General features: G+C 45.7%; 17 protein-coding genes. 2 read left to right on the top strand and 15 right to left on the bottom strand.

Translation table 11 applies throughout. The features are described 5' to 3' along the window. Positions 1-6: 6 nt before the first annotated feature. A complete protein-coding gene (locus tag G9U52_RS18055; protein ID WP_166152032.1) occupies positions 7-1,629 on the bottom strand; it encodes an ABC transporter substrate-binding protein in 1,623 nt (540 codons plus the stop codon). Positions 1,630-1,683: 54 nt separating this feature from the next. Continuing rightward, a complete protein-coding gene (locus G9U52_RS18050) occupies positions 1,684-2,676 on the bottom strand; it encodes an ABC transporter ATP-binding protein (protein WP_166152031.1) in 993 nt (330 codons plus the stop codon). Between the two features lie 207 nt (positions 2,677-2,883). Between G9U52_RS18050 and G9U52_RS18045 the strand changes: the two genes are divergently transcribed. Beyond that, complete coding sequence (locus tag G9U52_RS18045) at positions 2,884-3,891, top strand: LysR family transcriptional regulator (protein WP_166152030.1); 1,008 nt, start codon at positions 2,884-2,886, stop codon at positions 3,889-3,891. A 156-nt stretch (positions 3,892-4,047) separates the two neighbouring features. Here G9U52_RS18045 and G9U52_RS18040 read toward each other — a convergent pair whose 3' ends face one another. From G9U52_RS18040 to G9U52_RS18025, 4 genes are all read right to left on the bottom strand, one after another. Continuing rightward, the gene (locus G9U52_RS18040; protein ID WP_166152029.1) at positions 4,048-4,638 is read right to left on the bottom strand and encodes a hypothetical protein; all 591 of its coding nucleotides are present in this window, start codon (positions 4,636-4,638) and stop codon (positions 4,048-4,050) included. A gap of 78 nt (positions 4,639-4,716) precedes the next feature. Further along, positions 4,717-5,706 carry an ABC transporter permease gene (locus G9U52_RS18035; protein ID WP_166152028.1) on the bottom strand — a complete coding sequence of 330 codons (990 nt, stop codon included), beginning with the start codon at positions 5,704-5,706 and terminating at the stop codon, positions 4,717-4,719. Beyond that, positions 5,703-7,214 (bottom strand): sugar ABC transporter ATP-binding protein, encoded by a 1,512-nt coding sequence (locus G9U52_RS18030; RefSeq protein ID WP_243767417.1) that lies wholly within the window; start codon positions 7,212-7,214, stop codon positions 5,703-5,705. Before G9U52_RS18030 ends, G9U52_RS18035 begins: the two co-directional genes overlap by 4 nt. 109 nt (positions 7,215-7,323) lie before the next feature. Beyond that, positions 7,324-8,418, bottom strand: a complete 1,095-nt coding sequence (locus G9U52_RS18025; RefSeq protein WP_166152027.1) for a sugar ABC transporter substrate-binding protein — start codon at positions 8,416-8,418, stop codon at positions 7,324-7,326. A gap of 254 nt (positions 8,419-8,672) precedes the next feature. On the opposite strand from G9U52_RS18025, the gene G9U52_RS18020 reads away from it, so the two are divergent. Further along, positions 8,673-9,524: an SDR family NAD(P)-dependent oxidoreductase gene (locus G9U52_RS18020; RefSeq protein WP_166152026.1), complete on the top strand. Its 852-nt coding sequence runs from the start codon at positions 8,673-8,675 to the stop codon at positions 9,522-9,524. 143 nt (positions 9,525-9,667) lie between these two features. On the opposite strand, the gene G9U52_RS18015 is transcribed toward G9U52_RS18020, so the two are convergent. The 9 genes from G9U52_RS18015 to G9U52_RS17975 all read right to left on the bottom strand — a co-directional run bounded on the left by G9U52_RS18015 (position 9,668) and on the right by G9U52_RS17975 (position 19,957). Continuing rightward, on the bottom strand, positions 9,668-10,675 hold the full coding sequence (locus G9U52_RS18015) for an ABC transporter ATP-binding protein (RefSeq protein WP_207953051.1): 1,008 nt from the start codon (positions 10,673-10,675) through the stop codon (positions 9,668-9,670). Further along, the gene (locus G9U52_RS18010) at positions 10,672-11,649 is read right to left on the bottom strand and encodes an ABC transporter ATP-binding protein (RefSeq protein WP_166152025.1); all 978 of its coding nucleotides are present in this window, start codon (positions 11,647-11,649) and stop codon (positions 10,672-10,674) included. Before G9U52_RS18010 ends, G9U52_RS18015 begins: the two co-directional genes overlap by 4 nt. Before the next feature lie 19 nt (positions 11,650-11,668). Continuing rightward, positions 11,669-12,598: an ABC transporter permease gene (locus tag G9U52_RS18005; RefSeq protein ID WP_166152024.1), complete on the bottom strand. Its 930-nt coding sequence runs from the start codon at positions 12,596-12,598 to the stop codon at positions 11,669-11,671. 19 nt (positions 12,599-12,617) lie between these two features. Then, positions 12,618-13,532, bottom strand: coding sequence for an ABC transporter permease (locus G9U52_RS18000; RefSeq protein WP_166152023.1), 915 nt, complete (start codon positions 13,530-13,532; stop codon positions 12,618-12,620). Positions 13,533-13,608: 76 nt separating this feature from the next. After that, positions 13,609-15,138, bottom strand: a complete 1,530-nt coding sequence (locus tag G9U52_RS17995; RefSeq protein WP_166152022.1) for an ABC transporter substrate-binding protein — start codon at positions 15,136-15,138, stop codon at positions 13,609-13,611. A gap of 214 nt (positions 15,139-15,352) precedes the next feature. Next, the gene (locus G9U52_RS17990) at positions 15,353-16,783 is read right to left on the bottom strand and encodes a M20 family metallopeptidase (protein ID WP_166152021.1); all 1,431 of its coding nucleotides are present in this window, start codon (positions 16,781-16,783) and stop codon (positions 15,353-15,355) included. Between the two features lie 82 nt (positions 16,784-16,865). Then, positions 16,866-17,615, bottom strand: a complete 750-nt coding sequence (locus tag G9U52_RS17985; RefSeq protein ID WP_166152020.1) for an amidohydrolase family protein — start codon at positions 17,613-17,615, stop codon at positions 16,866-16,868. Between the two features lie 8 nt (positions 17,616-17,623). Further along, entirely contained in the window at positions 17,624-18,367 is a 744-nt protein-coding gene (locus G9U52_RS17980) for an amidohydrolase family protein (RefSeq protein ID WP_166152019.1), read from the bottom strand. Positions 18,368-18,655: 288 nt separating this feature from the next. Continuing rightward, the gene (locus G9U52_RS17975) at positions 18,656-19,957 is read right to left on the bottom strand and encodes a hypothetical protein (protein ID WP_166152018.1); all 1,302 of its coding nucleotides are present in this window, start codon (positions 19,955-19,957) and stop codon (positions 18,656-18,658) included. Positions 19,958-20,006: the final 49 nt, after the last annotated feature.

Genomic DNA, 20,006 nt, shown 5'->3' with positions numbered 1-20,006 from the left:
CACCCTTTACTCGATATGAATGCTGGTCAAATCTGCAAACCAGGATTGAGGCTGTATGAACCCTTTTACATTTTTGGCTAAAGCCCGTAAATTCAGATCATGGGCTACAAATAGCCAAGGCGCATCCTCGGTAACGATCGTGCCTGCTTCCCGCAGGTAGCCGTCTCTTTCCGATGGATTGAACGACTGTCTAGCTTTTTCCAAAAGTCCCTCAAGCTGATCATTGGAATACTCACCGACATTAAAGCCATTTGGTTTAAAGGAGCTTTTCGCATAATACCGTTCGTAGGCCCATGGCGCAATCGCCGCGAAAGAGTAATTATAGGCTCCCACATCGGTTCCCGGGGCAAATCCGGTTCTGAATGTAGTGATCAAGGTCTGCCATTCGATGGCTTGAATTTTCACATTGATACCGATATCCTTTAAATTCTTTTGCACAAACTCATTCATCGGCAGCGGCCACATATTGCCAGAGCCGCTCGTTGGAACGATAAAGGTAGTTTGAAATCCATTCGGATAACCCGCTTCGGCAAGTAATTTCTTGGCCTTCTCTGGGTCATAACCGTACTTCACTGCACTCTCGCTATACCACGAATGACCGGGATAAAACAGTTGCAGAGCAGGCTTAGCTACATCATTTAACAAAGATTTACTTAATCCTTCCCGGTCGATTGCATAATTGGCTGCTTGTCTCACGCGTTTATCTTTCCATGGCCCTTCTGCCATATTGAACACGTAGGTCCAAATATGCGGATAATTATTCAACATCACTTGAAAGCCGGACTTTTTCAATTGATTCACAGCTTCTGGAGGAGGGATCTCCGCCCAGTTCACATCACCGGTTTGCAGCGCCGCAAGTCTCGATGAAGCATCAGGCATTGGTCGCAGAATGACTTTGTCGACTTTGGGAATCGCACCCCAATACTGCTCGTTTTTCTCCATCACCAACTCTTGACCTTGCTTCATACTGACGAATTTAAAAGGTCCTGTACCTGCAGGATGATTCGTATATTCCTGAGCATACTTGGTCACAGCTTCTGGACTAGGAACGAGAATAAAAGCAATATCGTAGAGAAGATAGCTGTAAGGTTCCTTGGTCGTAATCTGTATCGTATCGTCGTCCACTTTCTTGTAACTATCGATATATTTCAAATAGCTTAATACACTCGCTGCCGCTCTGGCATTATAAAAAGGCGAATCCTGTTTTTTAATGCGATCCATGGCGAAGATCACAGCGTCGGCATTGAAAGGCGTCCCATCGTGAAACTTAACGTTTTTGCGCAGATGAAACGTCCACAGTTTCGGGTCTTCCTTGGAGACCTCCCACGTTTCCGCCAACCCAGGTCCGACTTCAGCCGGCTTGTCCCCTTGAGCCAGGCTCCACCTGGTCAATCCATCGTAAAGCTGAAAACCAACGAATCTCCAGCCTTCCAGTGCTTCAGTTGGCGATGTATCTGGAAGCGGAACATTGGCAGCCGACATTGCGATAACCAATGGCTTCTTCTCAGCCGGCGCTGCTGCGGTGGGGCCTTCAGTCGCTCCCTTGGTGCATCCCGCTATAACCATTAGTGCAACTACAGACAATATCAACGTCTGTAGCCCTTTACGTAGATTCCGCTTTTTATCCATACTTATATAGCCTCCTCATGTTATATAGCCTGTTAACCATCCTATTGTATTTACTTAATACGCGATTTCAAGGTCTATCTTCGATTGGGTCTCAGGCAGTCGAATACAAGCAGCTCGCTGCCAAGGATTTAACAGGACGAAGGCGGGTGTTTGTTTGGAGCAAGCAGGCTGAGCCTCTGGGCATCGCTCGGCGAAAGCACAGCCTGTGGGCATGTTAGCTATAGAAGGAGGAAGCCCGGGAATGGTAACCAGCCTTCCCTTATGCCCTTGACGGGGCGTTGCTGCTATAAGCCCCTTGGTATAAGGATGTGCCGGAGAAGACAGAATCTGTTTCATACTACCGAACTCCACAATTCGCCCCGCATACATAACAGCGATTTCGTCAGCAATTTCAGCAGCAACACCGATATCATGGGTAACCATAATAATCGACATTCCGTATTCCGCTTGGATCTCCTTGAACAAATGAAGAATTTGCGATTGAATGGTCACATCCAATGCAGTGGTTGGCTCATCCGCCAATAGAAGCTCCGGGGTGCAAGCTAATGCCATAGCGATCACAGCACGCTGGCGCATTCCCCCACTCATTTGATGGGGATAAACCTTGGCACGCTCTTGGGGTGAAGGGATGCCTACTTTGCGAAAAAGCTCAACGACCTGCTCTTTGGCCTGGGAGCGTCGCACTTTCTGATGGGCCATGATCGTCTCTTCGATTTGTGCCCCCACCCGGTACAAGGGATCAAGTGCAGATAAAGAATCCTGAAATATCATGGCGATCTTATTGCCCCTAATAGCCTGGATTTCTTTATCCGACTTCTCCAGCAGCTCTTCATCTTGAAAGCATATCGTGCCAGACAACCGTGAGCCTATGGGAGTCATCCGTAATATAGAGCGCAGCATGACACTTTTCCCCGATCCAGATTCACCCAGAACGACAAGTGTTTTTCCTTTTGGTACACGGAGTGAGACACCACGAACAGCTGCTACCATCCCCCTATTGGTTGAAAACTCAGCAACTAGATTTTCTATCTTTAATACTTCATCCATGTCTACTCACCACCTTGCACATTTTTAAGCACTAATGAAGCTATTTATTTATCTTCCTATGACACATATAGTAACATGAAAATACATTGCGGGAGGTAATAGTAATTTCATATACCCTCTTTAAATATTTTGTGTTATATTAATGTTACTTATTGTGCCACTTCTTATATTAGGTAGCTTTATACAACTAAAAAGGAGGTGTTCGCCATGGATTGGACGGACTTGCACGCCTTCATAACCATAACCCGGGAAAAAAGCATTTCTAAAGCAGCTCAATTGCTACACCTTTCACAACCTACATTAACGACAAGATTGAAAAAACTGGAACAAGAGTTGGGCGTCAACTTGCTGGAGAGAAATTGGAAGGGTGTCAAATTGACCACACATGGGACCGCCTTTTTAAATCATGCACTAAAGGCTGTTCAGGAGATTGACGACGTGATGATTATCAACAAATTAAAGGCTCTATACATGGACCCCCTGGCCAAAAGTTTAAATAACCAAGAGGTTTCAAGGAAAAAATTAAAAATCGGAATTTCCCGCCCGTTGAGCGTATCCTTTTTCAATCCTATTCTGCTTGAAATGAATCGTTCCTTTCCGCTCCTGACCTACGATATATTGTCGGAGCCCCCTAACTTCATTCTCGATTTGGTGTCTATAGGGGAAATTGACCTCGGTATCGTTCCCCATCAATACAACAGACCCGATCTCGAATCATTAAAGATGTTTGCCGAGGAAATGCTCTTCTTGGCTCCACGTGATATGGATATTGGTACTGGCGACCAATTAGAAAATATCGACCACCTGTTGAATACAACGCTAATATTATTCAACTCACGCTTTCTCCTAAAAAAAATGACCGAACAGGCTGTAGTACAACTGCTCGGCAGCATGCCGGGGGATATTCGTGAGGTCAACGATGTGGGAATCGTCATCAACATGATTTCTAACGGTTTAGGCTGCGCCATTTTGCCCAATTCTTTCATCTATGACACGGTTAGTTTTTTCAATACTCTCCATTCTCCGAACCCGTTACCCCGCAGGTTACATCATGAGTCCATCCCTTACCAAATTTTTAGATTGGATGCGAGTTATCCAGCTCGGACGATCCAAATGATTTATTCACCGTCCTCCCAATTTCATGAGCCTGTACAGCACATTGCCGAAACATTAGCCTCTCCTTATCGGCAGCTATCCGAAGCACTTGCACTATAGAAGCGAGGATAAACGGATGTACTGTCTTAATGACGGTTCGCATTGGCATTAAAAAAAAGACTTATCTCACGGCATCATAGCCATGAGAATAAGTCTTTTTAACAAATTGCGTAAGTATGGTCACAATAATTCGGCTTCTTCATCGGACTTGGGGAACTATTCGTGCTGGAGCTGGTCCCTGAATGCCTGCAGCCTCTGCAGCTGGTCCTCCTGGATTAAGGAGGTCACATTAACGGTTTCCCCTATATCGGTAACCTCTGTAATTACCAGCCTGTCACCCTCAAAGACCACCACAACAGCGCACTCGGTTTGTTCGTACGTGCCTTTAAAGCTGTAGCTAAGCGAAGCATAACCTCTCCACTCTGCATCCTGGGATACTTCAGTCGAACGTATAACTAGGTCTACCATAGCTCGCATGGCTGCCTCTGATGGAGGCGTCTCGGGTGGCATTTTATCGATTCTCTCAGAAATTCGTTGCAAGCCGTGATCCGTAAATCTAATCTTTCCGTCTAGCATTAAGGAATCCCCGCTATGCTTCTCGACAAACCCGTTCTTGTGCAGGATTACATCCTGGCGCTGATCCGATGTTAATTTAATTTTTATCCCGTTTGTTTTGGGTTGCAGCCACTGCTTTTCTGTTTTCAAAACGGATCTTTCGAAAATTTTAGCCCACTGCTTGGGAGCCAGCTTAATGATATCGTCAAGTTCCATATTTTTGTTACCCTTTAACGGAATCTGTATTGCCAAAGTAAACCCATCCTTTCCCAACAACAGCCCGATGGACCATTAGCCTAAATCATACCATTGCGTGTAAAACAAACACAACTACGCAGCACGTTTACGCGTTAAATGGATAAAAGTAATCGCAAGCGCCAGGACGAGCACCAAACCTTTAATAATATCGAAGGCATAATAAGGCAGGTTCAGCATGGTCAGCCCGTTCAACAGAACTCCGATCAGGACAGCCCCAAAAAAAGTACCAATAACGTTAGGCTTGCCCGCACCCAAGACGGAGTATCCGACGAACACCGCGGCGACCGATTCCATTAATAGGGGAGCCCCCGCGTCAATCTGGCCGGAGCCAACGCGCGCTGCGAACAGCAGCCCGCCAATCGCAGCAAAGATCCCGGACAGCACGTACGCCAAAGTGCGTACACGGTTAACCCGAATACCTGATAAACGCGCCGCTTCCTGGTTGCCTCCGGTAACATACAGCTGCCGTCCCCAGCGGGTATATGTCAGGAAAATATGCACAACCACAACTGCAACAATCATCAGGATTACCGGAACCGGAAGCCCCAGCAGCTTGCCTTGGCCAATCCAGAGGAATGACTCTGTAAATTTACCCGGTGCCTTCGCTCCATCTGGCAGCTGCATATTGTTATAAATGGAGAAGCCTTTCGTGTAGGTCTTGTGCACGCCGCCGATAATGTACATGACCGCCAACGTTGCCAACAGATCGGGAATACGAACCTTGACGATCAGTAGCGCATTTAACAATCCGACCAACGCCCCGATTAGCAAGGGAACCGTAAGCACTACAACCAGCGGCAGCTGGTAAAATACCATCATCGAAGCCACAACAACGGTCGTTAACGAAACCGTCGATCCTACCGACAGATCGAAGCCATCGACGATTTGCGAAAAGGTGACACCGATCGCCACAAAGGTAACGATAGAGATCGAGCGCAATATATCAGCCAAATTATCATAAGACAGAAAGTTCTCGTTGCTCAAGGAAAAAAGTACAATAACGAGAGCGATAATCACTAAAGCTCCGTATTTATAGGATAAATCAAGCCATTTATCTTTCACTGAAACGCTGCCTCCCCTGCACTTGCATAATACAACATATTTTCCTGTGTAGCCTCATCACGACGCAGCTCCTTAACAATTTGCCCGTAGCTCATTACCAGAATCCGGTCGGCAATCCCTAGAAGCTCGGTCATTTCGCAGGAACAATATATAATGCCTTTGCCTTCTCCAGCCAGACGGCCAATCAGACGAAAGATATCGCTTTTCGCTCCTATATCTACTCCCTTAGTTGGTTCGTCAAAAATATAAATCTGGGCATCGGTCGGAAGCCATTTGCCGACGGCTACCTTCTGCTGGTTGCCTCCGCTCAAATATTTCACAAGCTGCTCCATATTCGGCGGCTGCACGCCCAGTTGCCCGATCATCGACCTTGCATTTGCAGCTTCCTGTGACTGCTGCACGAACCCGAACCGGCTGAATAGCTTGAGCAGCGGCAGAGACAGATTGTGCTTGACCGACTGTTCAACCAGAATGCCCTGTTTTCGCCGCTCCTCGGGAATAAGTGCTATCCCTTCGCGTATCGCATCACTTGGGCTGCCCAGCTTCAGCCGCTTGCCGCGCAGCTCTATTTGCCCGCTTTCTAACAAATCGGCACCGAACAAGAGTCTAGCCAGCTCCGTCTTCCCGGCTCCAACCATACCGAAGATGCCAACGATTTCGCCGCTGTGCACGGACAAGCTCACATCACGTACCTTGGTTCCTTGCGTCACACTGCTCGCTACCAGCAACGTCTCTCCAATCGGCACCTCTACCTTGGGAAACTCCTCTTCAAACGTTCTGCCCAGCATCTGTTCGATCACACTATCGATATTCGTATCAGCAGCGGCCTGGGTCGCAATAATCCGCCCGTCGCGCATAACTGTTACTTTATCGCTAATGCGGAACACCTCATTCAAGCGGTGGGATATAAAAATACAGCCTACACCCTCTGCCTTGAGCCGATCCATGATGCGGAACAGCTGATCAGCCTCGTCATTGCTGAGCGGCGCTGTCGGCTCGTCGAATATAATAAATTTGGCTTTCTGCGCCAGCGCTCTGGCGATGAGCACCATTTGCTTTTGCGCGATGCTCAGCTCACCCGCCTGACGTCTCACATCAACCTCCAAACCGATATCGCTTAAGAGCTTCGCGGCCTCCCGCTCCATTTGCCTCCAGTTTAACCAGCTACTTCCGCGAGTCATCCGGTCGAGCATAATATTTTCCGCAACCGTCAGCTTGGGTACTAGAGCTGTATCCACTTCCTGATAGACACATTGAATGCCGCTCTGGATTGCATCACTTGGTCCGCCAATTCTCAGCGGTTTTCCGTCAATCGCGATTTCTCCTTCGTCCGGCAGGTAAGCTCCAGACATCACCTTAATCAGCGTACTCTTCCCTGCCCCATTTGCACCGAGCAATGCGTGGATTTCGCCGCCTCTGACAGCAAAATCAACCTGCTGCAATGCCTTTACACCCGGAAACGATTTGGATATATGACTCATTTGCAGTAAAGTGACGGACTTCGTCATACTGACATCACGCTCCTCATTTCAATGGAAAATCCCATCGATTGGGATCGATGGGATAACAGACATCTATATGAATGCCTTTATATATGCTCTATGATTAATTACCAAATCATTTATTTACAGGCTTCTCAGCTTGCTTCAACCATTCCGTATATCCCTGTTCACTTTTACCCCAGCCTTTAACATGCTCGCTAAGTTGTGCAGTCGATATTTGTGTAGCTGGAAGTTGATCTCTCGATACGAAAACCGGATCCAATACAATTTTTTCCGGTGTTTGATCGCCATGCAGCTTTTGGTACAGGAAACGAACCTGAATACGTCCGATATCCTTAGGATCAACAGCAGCGGAAGCAACCCAAGGGTTCTTCGGATCCTGAATCATTTGCAAATCCTCGTCACTCATATCGATACCGTAAATTTTGATTTCTGTACGTCCTGCTTGTTGGATTGCACGTGCAGCACCCTTAGCAAATTCATCCCAAGCCGCCCATACCGCAGTAATATCGCCTTTGTTCGGAAACTTCTTCAGAATCGCTTCCATTTGCGCTTGCGTATCCAAAGCTGTATTCTGCGAAGCAGCGCCGAATGCCGCTACTTCCTTAATTCCAGTGTTTTTATCCATAAATGCTTTGTAAGCAATTTGTCTGCGTTCCATTGGCGCAAAGCCGGCTACCCAGATCTTCACGATATTGCCTTTGCCGTCCATATCCTTGCTCAGCTTGTCCAGTGTAAGCTCAGCCATCTTTTGGTCACCCTGCTCCAGTACAGTTACGCCCGGCACCTTGATATCAACATCGAAGGCAATCACAGGAATCTTTTTCTCCAACGCTTTCTTCACACCAGCTTCCAACGCTTCCGCTGTACCGTGGTCGATTAGAATGCCGTCGAATTTTTGGTTGATCGCCGCATCCAGATTAGAGGACATCTTGGCCAGATCGCCTTCAGCCGTAAATACAGTCACCTTACCGCCCAGCTTTTCAACCTGCTCTTTAACTCCTTCGATATATTGAGCCGAGAACGTGCCCAGATTAATTTGCATAATTAAGGCAACCTTCTTGTTCTCTAATGAAGCAGCACCTGTGGTGGTGGCTGCGCCGTTTGTAGCTTCCGGTGCCTTAGCCTCTGGTTTGGCTCCGCATGCTGCCAAGCTCACAGCCAGAATCAGCACGAGCATTAACGCTATGCTTTGTTTAATTTTGTTCATGGTTCAAACTCCCCCTGCATTCTTTTAATTCCTACCAATCTACTAGGTCTTACTTTACCACCATCATTTATAAACTGTCAATGCAAAAATCAGGAGTTCATAATATGTCTATATTTTAAATAGGACTCTATCCCTAAATAAAATGAAATGTTCTATTGCTTGACTTGGAGTCAACTCCAAGTTGTATAGTAGGCACATCGATCGATAACCTAAATTGATAGCCGAATGGAAGCCAAGGAATGGAGGAAACCAAGATGAAAATAACGAGACACAATCAAACCGCGTTGATTACAGGAGCGAGCAATGGAATCGGGCTGGAGCTAACGCGCAAAATGCTAGCTGAGGGCTGGCAGGTCATCGCCTTGATCCGCTCAGGATTTCCCGCAGATGACACAGTGATCCAAGAATACTTAAGGAAAGGGCAGCTTCGACTATACAAGGCCGAACTGACTGATTTCGATAACTTGAAGCAAGCGCTGGACCAGATCAAGACCCAAGAAACGAAGATCGATGTGCTGTTTAACAACGCCGGTGGCAGCTTGGGGGAACTTAGCTTCTCCAAGCAGGGACGCGAAATGCATTTTGAACTGCAGACAGTTGTGCCCTATATCATTTTTATGGAATTAAAAGAGCTTTTGCTCAGAGGGACTTTGAAAACTGTTGTGAATACCTCTACCAACGCTTTTAAATTTCTCAAGGGGTTTGATCCCAACAAGCTGGAGCATCCAACAACATTCAAAAAGCTGGTCGGTTCCTATGCCATTACCAAGCTAGCGCTTTCCCTATGGACCCGTGAATTGGCTCCACTAGTCGCAGACGAAGGCATCAAGATTCGAAGTGTAGACCCTGGAGGCAATAATACGATGAGAAAGGGAAGAAATTCAGGGCTGCCTTTTATTTTGAGACCGGTTATTAAACTATTTTTCCCACCTCCAAGCAAAGGAGCATCGCTTTTATATGAAGCAGCACTGGGTGAACATAAGGAATTGTCGGGTATCTATATAATGAAAGGCCAGATTACAGAGCTGAAGTTCGTCGAGCACGGCAGGAAGATCCTTGATAAAGTGGCTGCTATTTATGAGCGAGAGTTCGTGAAGGGCATTTAAATTCTATATAGCTTGAGAATCACAATGGATGTAAAAATAGAGCCATCATGCATATGATGGCTCCACTAAAAATCAGGCTATGGGTAGTGGCACCAAACGTGCGGTACCGCTTATTGCCACTACCGGTATGAACAATCGTTGGTTTACGCTTTTACGAAATCCTTAAAAAAATTCGGGAAATGACAAGCACTGTAATGACCTTCTGTAACCTGCTGTAAGGGAGGCTCCGTTTGCCGGCAAATTTCCTGTACATATGGGCAGCGGGTATGGAAGTTGCAGCCAGAAGGCGGATTGGAGGGGCTGGGCAGGTCTCCCTGCAGAACAATCCGCTCCTTCCTTTGGGTGGGGTCCGGGATCGGAACAGCCGATATCAGCGCCTCCGTATACGGGTGCATCGGATGGGCGAACAATGCATCACAATCGGCAAGCTCTACAATTTTCCCTAAATACATGACAGCGATTCGGTCACTGATATGCTTCACAGCCGGTAATCCATGAGCGATAAAAATATAAGTCAGCTGGAATTCTTTCTGTAATTTCTTTAATAGATTCAAAATCTGCGACTGAATAGATACATCCAAGGCAGACACAGGCTCATCACAGACGATCAGCTTCGGTTTAAGAGCCAGTGCGCGGGCAATTCCGATACGCTGCCTCTGTCCGCCGCTAAACTCGTGCGGATGCCGTGATGCATGATGCGGCCCCAAGCCAACAACCTCAAGTAATTCTGCTACCTTCTGTTTGAGCTCTGCCCCCTTATAGAGACCATGTACCTTTAAGGGTTCAGCAATAATATCCTCCACTTTCATACGTGGATTTAAAGATGCGAATGGATCCTGAAAAATGATCTGTAAATCACGGCGTATTTTTCTGGTTTCTTCTTTATTTAACTTGGTCAAATCCACGCCTTCAAACCAAATTTCACCTTCGGTCTCATCCAGAAGCCGCAGGATCAACTGGCCTGCAGTTGACTTCCCACAGCCAGACTCACCTACAATCCCCAAGGTTTCACCACGTCTTACGATAAAATCCAAGCCATCCACCGCGCGTACCGAACCTGTTTTTTTTGAAAACATTCCTTTTTTTATAGGGAAATGTTTTTTTAATCCTTTTACTTCTAATAGAGGCTTCTCCGTTATCGTTGGATTCATTTGTCTTCACCTACCTTCAGACAACGCGCGTAATGATTGTCGCCATACTTCTCCAGTTGTGGTTTAACTGCCTTACACTGTTCGTCGGCCAAATGACAGCGCGGATGGAAGGTACAGCCGCTGGGCATATCAAGCAGGTTTGGTACCGTACCCGATATTGAATCCAGCTCCTCACGCCGCTCTTCAATTTTAGGCAGCGATCCAAGCAAGCCAATCGTATACGGATGCTTCGGACGAGCAAACAGATCATATACATTCGCTTCTTCTACCACTTCCCCAGCATACATGACCACTACTCGATCGGCCATTTCCGCAACGACACCCAAATCATGGGTGATCAGTATGACCCCTGTATTAAGCTCTTTGCTAAGCTTATTGATCATTTCTAAGATTTGCGCTTGAATCGTTACGTCCAGTGCCGTTGTTGGTTCATCCGCAATTAGCAGCTCTGGGTTGCAGGCTAAGGCCATGGCAATCATTACCCGTTGACGCATGCCTCCAGACAGCTGATGCGGGAAATTATCAACCAATTTATTCGGATTAGGTATCCCAACAAGCTCCAGCATCTTGATGCTCTTTTCTCGCGCTTCCTTCTTATCTGCCTTTTGGTGTATACGAATCACTTCGCCGATTTGATTCCCAATCGTAAACACGGGGTTAAGGGAAGTCATCGGTTCCTGAAAAATCATGGAGATCTTGTTGCCTCGGAGCTTGCGGATTTCTTTCTTGCTCATTTGAAGCAAATCCTGCCCCTGGAAAAGAATTTGCCCGCCAACCACTTCCCCCGAATCGGCAATAAGACCAATAATCGATAGGGACGTAACGCTTTTTCCACATCCCGATTCACCTACAATAGCAAGTGTTTCTCCTTTATTAACGGAAAAGGTGACCCCATTAACGGAGGGGACGATCCCCTCTTCGGTTTTAAAATGCGTCTTCAAATCCAGCACTTCAAGAAGTTTCGTTACTGCCAATTTGTTTCACCCCGCCTCACTATTTCGATCCCCTGGCTTTCATGCGCGGATCTAGAGTGTCACGCAAGAAATTGCCAAGGAAGATGATCCCCAATACCGTAATTGTTATCGCAACCCCAGGAAAAGTAGCAACCCACCAACTGGTAGCTAGGTATTGACGGCCATCACTTAGCATGACTCCCCAGGATACCGTTGGAGACTGGACGCCTAATCCCAAAAAGCTCATGGAAGCCTCCAAAATAATGGTCGTTGCCACACTCAAGGTCGAAATGACGATTAAAGAGGAAGCGACATTAGGCAAAATATGCGTCCTTATAATCCCCATGTCCTTAGCTCCAACTGCTCTGGCTGCACGAACAAAATCCCGTTCTTTAACACTCAATACCTCACTCCGAACGATCCGTGCGTATTGAGGCCAGTTCGTAAAACCAAGAACTAAAATCAAAGTAACTAAACTGGGCCCCGTCACTGACATAATGACAAGCATAAATAAAATACCCGGTATCGCCAAAAAGGCGTCTACGATTCGCATAATAATGACATCCAGCCAACCGCCGTAATAGCCAGCCAGCAAGCCGAGTGTAATGCCAATAACCCCGGCCACTACTACTGCGCAAATGCCTACAAGCAGGGATACCTGTGAACCATAAATGATACGGCTCAGGTTATCCCGTCCTAAATTATCCGTGCCTAACGGAAAACTCGAGTTTCCGCCTTCCATCCACACTGGCGGAATCAGGCGCTTGGCTACCTCAGTATGGGCTGGGTCAGCAGGAGCCAGTATTGCTGCAAATATGGCCATTAAAAAAACCAACACAACAATAATGAGTCCAATTGTCCCTGTCTTGCTCTTTAACAACTGATGTGTCAAGCGAAGCAGCGCTCCCGGACGTTGACTCCTTGTCGTTGCGGGAACGCTTCCAGCCTTGGTTCCAAGAGAAGCTGACACAAAATACACCCCCGATTAGTTATACCTTGATCCGCGGATCCAGATAGCGGTAGATAAGGTCAGCAAGCAGGTTGCTAAAAATGACCAATATAGAAATTACAAATACGGCAGCCTGCACGATCGACATGTCTCTTGCATTGACAGCTTGAATAACCAATTGCCCCATTCCCGGCCAAGAAAAAATCGTTTCCGTTATTAGGGTTCCACCTATCAACAGGGAGGTCTGAAGTGACATAATCGTGATAACGGGGATCAGCGAATTGCGGAATGCATGCTTATAAATCACTATTTGTTCCGTAACCCCTTTACTTCTGGCCGTACGGATATAATCCTGACTTAAAATCTCCAGCATACTGGAGCGTATCAATAAGGTCATTTCGGCAGCGATTCCTGTTCCAAGCGTAATCGCCGGCAGAACAAGATGGGCAAAAGTGCCGTGGCCCGATACTGGAAAAAAAGACATCGTTACTGAAAATAAAAGAATGAGCATGATGCCTAGCCAGAAGCTCGGCATAGCCTTGCCGAGTACGGCAATTCCTGTAATACCCACATCCAAGAAAGAATTACGCTTGGTTGCCGACAATATCCCTAGCGGAACGGAAATAACAGTGGCTACAACCATCGAAGCGATTGCTAATTCAAAGGTTGCCGGAAGACGCTCGAGCACAATGGGCAATGCGGCAGCCTTATAGCGAAAGGAGGTCCCGAAATCTCCTTGCAATAGATTCGACATATATTTCAGATATTGGATATACATAGGTTGGTCTAAACCAAGTGCGGCAATCAGAATGTTTCGGTCTTCGTCCGTCGCCGTTTCGGAAAGCATCAGCGTTACCGGATCACCGCTCAAATAAACCAGAATAAAAACGATGATAGAAATGAGGAACATGACGGGAACAAACTGGAATATAGCTTTGATTAAAAAACTTTTCACGTTTCACCACCTGGAAGATAAAGGTTTTGGGATAAAAGAGGACTTCACTGAAGCCCTCTCCTCTTCTTTGACATCCTTACTTTACGATTATTTCATCTGCAAAAAGCATTTCATCCAAACGCGGTTTAAATTCGATTTTATCCTTCATACCGAAAGTGGCGTTTATTTGGAAAAGATAGATGAATGGACGATCTTTAGCTATAATATCCTGCACCTTGTAGTACTGCTGCTCACGATCCTTCTCATTCATATTGACTTCTGCTGCTTTTAGCAGTTGGTCTACCTCTGGGTTGCTATAATCGGTTTCCCCTTTAGCCCCATCTGTTGATGCAAATTGGAACGCCAAGGCTGCATCAAACATCGAATTACCAAAAGGAACCATAGCCAGCTCATTAAATTTCTTTCCTTTAAACTTCTCTTGATAAGCACTATTTTCTAATAACTCCAGTTTGACTTTAATCCCCACTTCACCCAGCATCGCAGCGATCAGTTCCGCAGTTTCCTTGTCCTTCGAGCTGACACTCGAAGCGGTAAAGGTCAGCTCCAGCCCCTTTTCAAAGCCCGCTTCCTTCAATAATTCCTTAGCACGCTTCGGATCATACAAAGTTTTGCCATACAAATCTTCTTTGGCTCCAAAATTACCCTTCGTTACACGAGTACGAGTAGGTGTAGCAGCTCCAAGATAAATACTGTCTATGATCGCTTGTTTGTTAATCGCTAAATCAATTGCTTCACGAACGCGCGCATCCGCTGTAACTGTTCCTGTTGTTGTGCGGACGGTTAACTGAATCACCCGTTGTGTAGGGCTTTCTGCCGTATGCGTACCGTCATTGCTTTCTACACGCTTCATATCAGCAGGAGGGATATTGACAGCCAAATCAACGCCACCAGTCAACATTTCCGCTACCCGAGTAGCGTCTTCTGGAATGACACGAAAGTTAAGCTCATCCCATTTTGCAGCTTGACCGAAGTATTCCGGGTTTTTCACCAAGAGTAAACGGTTATCGCGAATCCACTCTTTGTATTTGTAAGGACCTGTTCCGACAGGATTCTTTTGAAACTCATCCCATCCCTTTTCCCCAATATACTTGGCCGGCAGCATCCCGGAGCCCAGACGCGACAGACGCTTCAGCAGGGCAGGTTGAGGACCGTCCGTAATAATTTCAACGGTATAGGCATCAACAGCCTTCACTTCTTTAATCTGCTTGTAGTTACCATACTCTAGAAGTGTTTTGTCCTGGGCTACACGTTCCAATGTGAACTTAACGTCCGCTGAAGTAAAGGGATCGCCGTTATGGAATTTAACGCCTTCACGCAGCTTAAATCTCCATGTGGTATCATTGACTAACTCCCACGAAACAGCGAGATCAGGCTGAATTTGTTGGCTAGCATCCTTTCTGACTAAGTAGTCAAACATGTTGACATGAATCGACTCCGTTGGAGTGTTATTATGATTATGGATATCAAAGCCTAGAATATCATACGGAATAGCAATTGTTAAGGACTTTGACCCACTCGCATTCGAGGCTTCCTTACCGTTGCAGCCTGCTAAAACAATGGACAAAACCATAATCAAGGTAAAGCTCATTAGCGCAAGTCGTTTCATATTATCTTCTCCCCAATTCATTATTTATTTTCACTGCTCTGCACTCCGTCCCCCATTATAACCTAGACCCCGCCGCCCCCTCCGATTAAATACGTCCTCGCAAAAGACGCCTTTTTATTTAGCGAAACTTTCTTTATATATTCGTTTATTTGATTAGTATAATTACTCCGGCTTGCAATGTCAACATAATTAACATCGATTGGTACTTAAGGTATTATGCTGTTGTAGTAGTACGGGGCTGCCTTATATGTGTAGGGATTAACGAAGCATAAGCCTCCCCTTGCAGCCGTTTTTCCAATTCGGCCTTCGCCTTTGCAAGGATATCCGGGTTTTCCATAGCCTCGATCGCCGTGCAGGCGATAACCTTGCCAGCCTCTAGCATACCCTTGTGGGCAATAGGCATCGCACCTTGCGACACCACTTGCCATGTATGTATCGGTGTTCCAAGTGCCCAGCACGTTGTCCTGCATTGCATCGTCGGGACCGACCAACTGACATCCCCAACATCGGTGGAACTCAGCATGCTGGCTTGCTTGTTGCTAAAAGGTGGAATGATATCTGCTATGGCTTTATCTTTTAAGGCCATCGCCGTTTCTTCATCCAATCCTGCAAAAGCAGCGTTCAGCTCTTCTGAAGAGAAAGTACCCCTGATCATCTGAGCAAATTGCTGATCAAGCTCATCATATGAAGGCACACCAACAGCAACTAAGTTCCTATGCATGATTTCTGCCAAGGTGGTATTAGGGACTAGGTTCAAAGCAGCACCTTCAAAAACCACTTCCATCGTCGTTCCTGTCATTAAGGCGGCACCTTTTGCAATATCGTGCACCCGTTCGTACAGCTCCATGACTTGCTGCTTTTTCGGAGCGCGAATTAAATAAACGACTTCGGAATGAGCAGGTACGACATTCGGCAGCCCACCCCCGGTATTGGTGATGGCATAATGGACTCTAGCCTCCGAAATCATATGCTCCCTTAAAAAGTTGACACCTACGTTCATCAACTCCACCGCATCCAGAGCACTGCGACCTAAATGAGGGGCAATAGCAGCATGGGCGCTTCTTCCATAGAAATTAAACCGTACGGAGTAGTTCGCTTGCGAGCTGACATTCATGACATAAGCTGTTGTGGACGGATGCCATGAGAGTGCAAAGTCCACGTCTTCAAACAACCCTGCTCGAACCATATATGCTTTTCCTGAACCGCTTTCTTCAGCAGGACAGCCGTAATAACGAACTGTTCCTTGCATGCCTGTTTGCTTCATATATTCTTTAACGGCTACTGCAGCTGCGAAGGCTCCTACACCTAGTAAGTTGTGTCCACATCCATGACCATAACCGCCTGCAACAATCGGTTGATTGTGGGCTAGCCCTTTTTGTTGGCTTAAGCCTGTTAAAGCATCGAACTCACCCAAAATCGCTACAATTGGTTTGCCGGTGCCATAACTTCCAACAAATGCCGTTTCAATTTCGGCTACCCCTCTCTCTACCTGAAATCCTTCTTCCTCCAAAGCTTTACACAAGTACTCGGAGGATTTATGCTCTTCGAAATAAAGCTCGGGGTTTTCCCAAATCGTATCGCTTAGCTGTATAAACTTGTCTCTCTTTTGTTCGATTTGCTCAGTAATAAATGTTTGCAAATTCATATGCCTTTTCTCCCTCCGTATCCGTTGGACTAGCCAGAATATATCTCAAATGATCTGATTCAGAAGTCAACTTATGATGTTCTCACAGTATTTTTAATAAACGTCCCATACTGATCCCCAGTACATCCATCTGGTTAGCTTCATTATTCTTCGAGGCGGAAATGGCTCTATCCAATTCGAACCCTTGATGCATTCTCGGTCCATTACTGCCAAAAATCACACGTTTGGATCCAAATTCGTGAATACAATTTTCCAAAAAGTCCTGCCTATACATACCAGCTGTTTCAATATAGAGATTATTATGGCTCCGCATGGCTTCATAGACATCGGGCTGGGCCATTCCGCTGATATTGATCTGTCCCCCATTGGTCATGATAATGGAAGCCTCCGGTACCAATCCAGCCAAATAAGCAATTTGTAAAGCATGGGATACCCATGGGTATCCCGATGCAATCATAATGGGTACGCCTAGTTCGGCGGCAGTTCTTACCACCGGAACAACAAACTCAGCGTTTACACGGTATCCCTCTTCCCATGGATGCAGAAAAATCCCTTTTAATCCAAGGACAGAAATCGCTCGTTTAACCTCCAGCACTGCTTTCTCTCCCTGTCTCGGATCCACGCGGCCAAAGCCGATTAATTGATCGGAATGTTGCTCGACCAATAAAGCCATATAGTCATTTTCTGGTTCCAAGTGATAGTTCATGGGTTGTACAGGGCTTATCACGGTCATTTGGATCCCACATTCCTTCATGCTTTCAAGCATGCATTCAGGAGACAATTCGTAACCAAAAATCGACCTTCCAATATGGACATGCGCATCGATAATCATGACTACCCCTATCCTTTCTTCACACGCTCTAGAATTTGGGCAAAGTTTTCTCCCATTACCAATCGATATTCCTTCTCCGATAATCCTGCCCACTGCACCTTTTTTACTTCTAATTCGGGATTACAGCCGGGTCCATCACTTGCAAACAAAACTCTCTCTGCACCAATTCGCCGAACTGCTTCAAGAATTTTATCTGGATACGGCATAGCTGATGTCTCTAAATAAATGTTCTCGTACTTTTCTGCAACAAGCAAGGCGTCATCCACATGAAAATATCCCCCCATATGGCCTAAAATAATTTTAGATTCCCGACAAGCCTCCGCCGCCCTGGCAATTTGCAGGGGTAAGCTCAGTGATTCATCTCCGCAGTGGAACAAGGTGGGAATATTCAGGCTGCCAGCCTTTCGAATTAACGCTAAACTTGCTTCATGATAAGGGCGAGTTTTATTGCTTTCAGGGTGAAATTTTAATCCTTTAAAATTATGGTTCAATACCATTTCTTCAAGCAATGCGATTGCCTTTTCCTTCGCTTGTGGATGTAGGCGAGCATAGCCGATTAGTCGGTCGGGAAATTTCTTTAACGACTCAATGATATAGTCCAAACCATCTTCCTTGGCGATCGGTGTATCACAGTAAGTCATGATCACTGCTTTTTGGATGTTGGCTTCATCAAGCAGTTGAACTAATTTCTCTGGCGGGTCCACCCAAGGTTCAACATTATCAACATGTGTATGAGAATCAATAATTTCCAATTTTTAACCTCCTAAGATTTAAAACCTTGAATATTGTATTCACTGGAAACCTTAGTGAACTAGCCCTCCTTTATTTAACGAAAAATTCATAAATTATGCGTTTATTAAGTATTATAAATAACCCCCCTATCGAATGTCAATAACGTTAACATTAAATCACATGGGTTGTGGTTCTTCTGCGGCATTTTTTGAACAACAGAAAGAGCGCCCTTTATTTCAAGCGCGGATTAGGATCGATCTAAGCGATAGTTCAAAAGGCGTTAAGAGAAGTTCTATGGAAATAAAAGCTTATTTCAATCGATACATTTTATTGGGTCTTCCCCGAGTATGAGCGTATTCCTCACCAATATATTCCGCCAATTCTGCCTCGCACAGTTCGGAAACGATTCGTTGGGCATTCCGTTCACTCATATGGAGATGTGCAGCTAAATCTCTTGACGTAAAAACACTCCAACCCATTCTTCGGTTAAGCGCTTCAATCTTTTTGTAAGACTTTACACTGATATTCCCTTTTTTCAGTTTCTCCATAAAATCCTTGTCATCCGTTCGATAGGAGAAGGTCAGTTCCTCTTCTTGTCCCACTGATTCGATCATCGTTCCGTCCTCTTTGATAATGACAATTCCATGTTCCTCTTTGCCTTTCGATAATCTAATCGCGCGGTGAGCATTAGTCTCTGCAGAAAAGGCAGTCTCCCCGAATCCGATTCCTACTGCAACGGTTGTATCCGCTTCAAGGGACAAATATTCGATTGTTGACTGCAGCATCCGGATTTCCCGCTCAATGGCTCCTCGTGAACTAAAAATCACATAGCGCCCATTTCCCTTTTCTAAAAGAGAACCGTCCAATTTCTCACATAGATCAATAAGCGATTTTTTTAGTCGAAGTTCCAAATACTGCAAATGATAAGGCGACTTCGCCTTCTCTATGATCGTATCGAATTGTTCAATCTCGATAATTTCAATGCCAATTTGTGTCTCCTTAAAATAAGAGGTATTGACCTTTTCGATAAAAATCCTAAGCGTTTGCAAGATTTCCATCCGGCTTGGCGATATCAGGAATGTAGGGACTCCGGCTTCTTTCAGAGCCTCAAAAACCATCGAAAAACAAGTAAATGCCCCTTCCGTTTTTCCGCTCTTCCATAAATCGAGATGAAAAAGAAACAGTTCCTCGGGCTCAATATCCGTATCGAAATATTTCACGTGAAGATCGTGCGGAGCCATCTCTAACTCCTGCAAAGCCCTGTCTATATCGATATCGCTTATGGTAAATATATCTATACTCACCCGATCGATCAATTTGCCTTGGGAAAACGCCAGATCCAAGAAACATTTATAGAGACTGGATTCCGTAAGTCGAATATGCACCAGTTTTTCATCTGAACCTAATGCCCCCCTCGCAATTCTATAAGGGATGGATCCGGAAAAAAGCCAAGAATCCACTTTATGATCATTTTCCAATACAATACCCTCTATCTCTTTCGTCTCTACATAGGGGTACGGAATAAATGCCATGCCTTGTTCAAATTCATTGGCCAACTCCAGAATTCGTTCTACTGACCGATTGGGACCAACTACTCCTATCTTATACATATCTTTTCCCGCTTTCTAAACAATATCTATTAATTATACACCTGGGCAA

The sequence above is a fragment of the Paenibacillus agricola genome (genome assembly GCF_011440305.1).
Taxonomy (GTDB): Bacteria; Bacillota; Bacilli; order Paenibacillales; family NBRC-103111; genus Paenibacillus_S; species Paenibacillus_S agricola.
The sequence above is the reverse complement of the archived record's forward strand: the minus strand, read 5'-3'. Positions and strand labels throughout refer to the sequence as shown.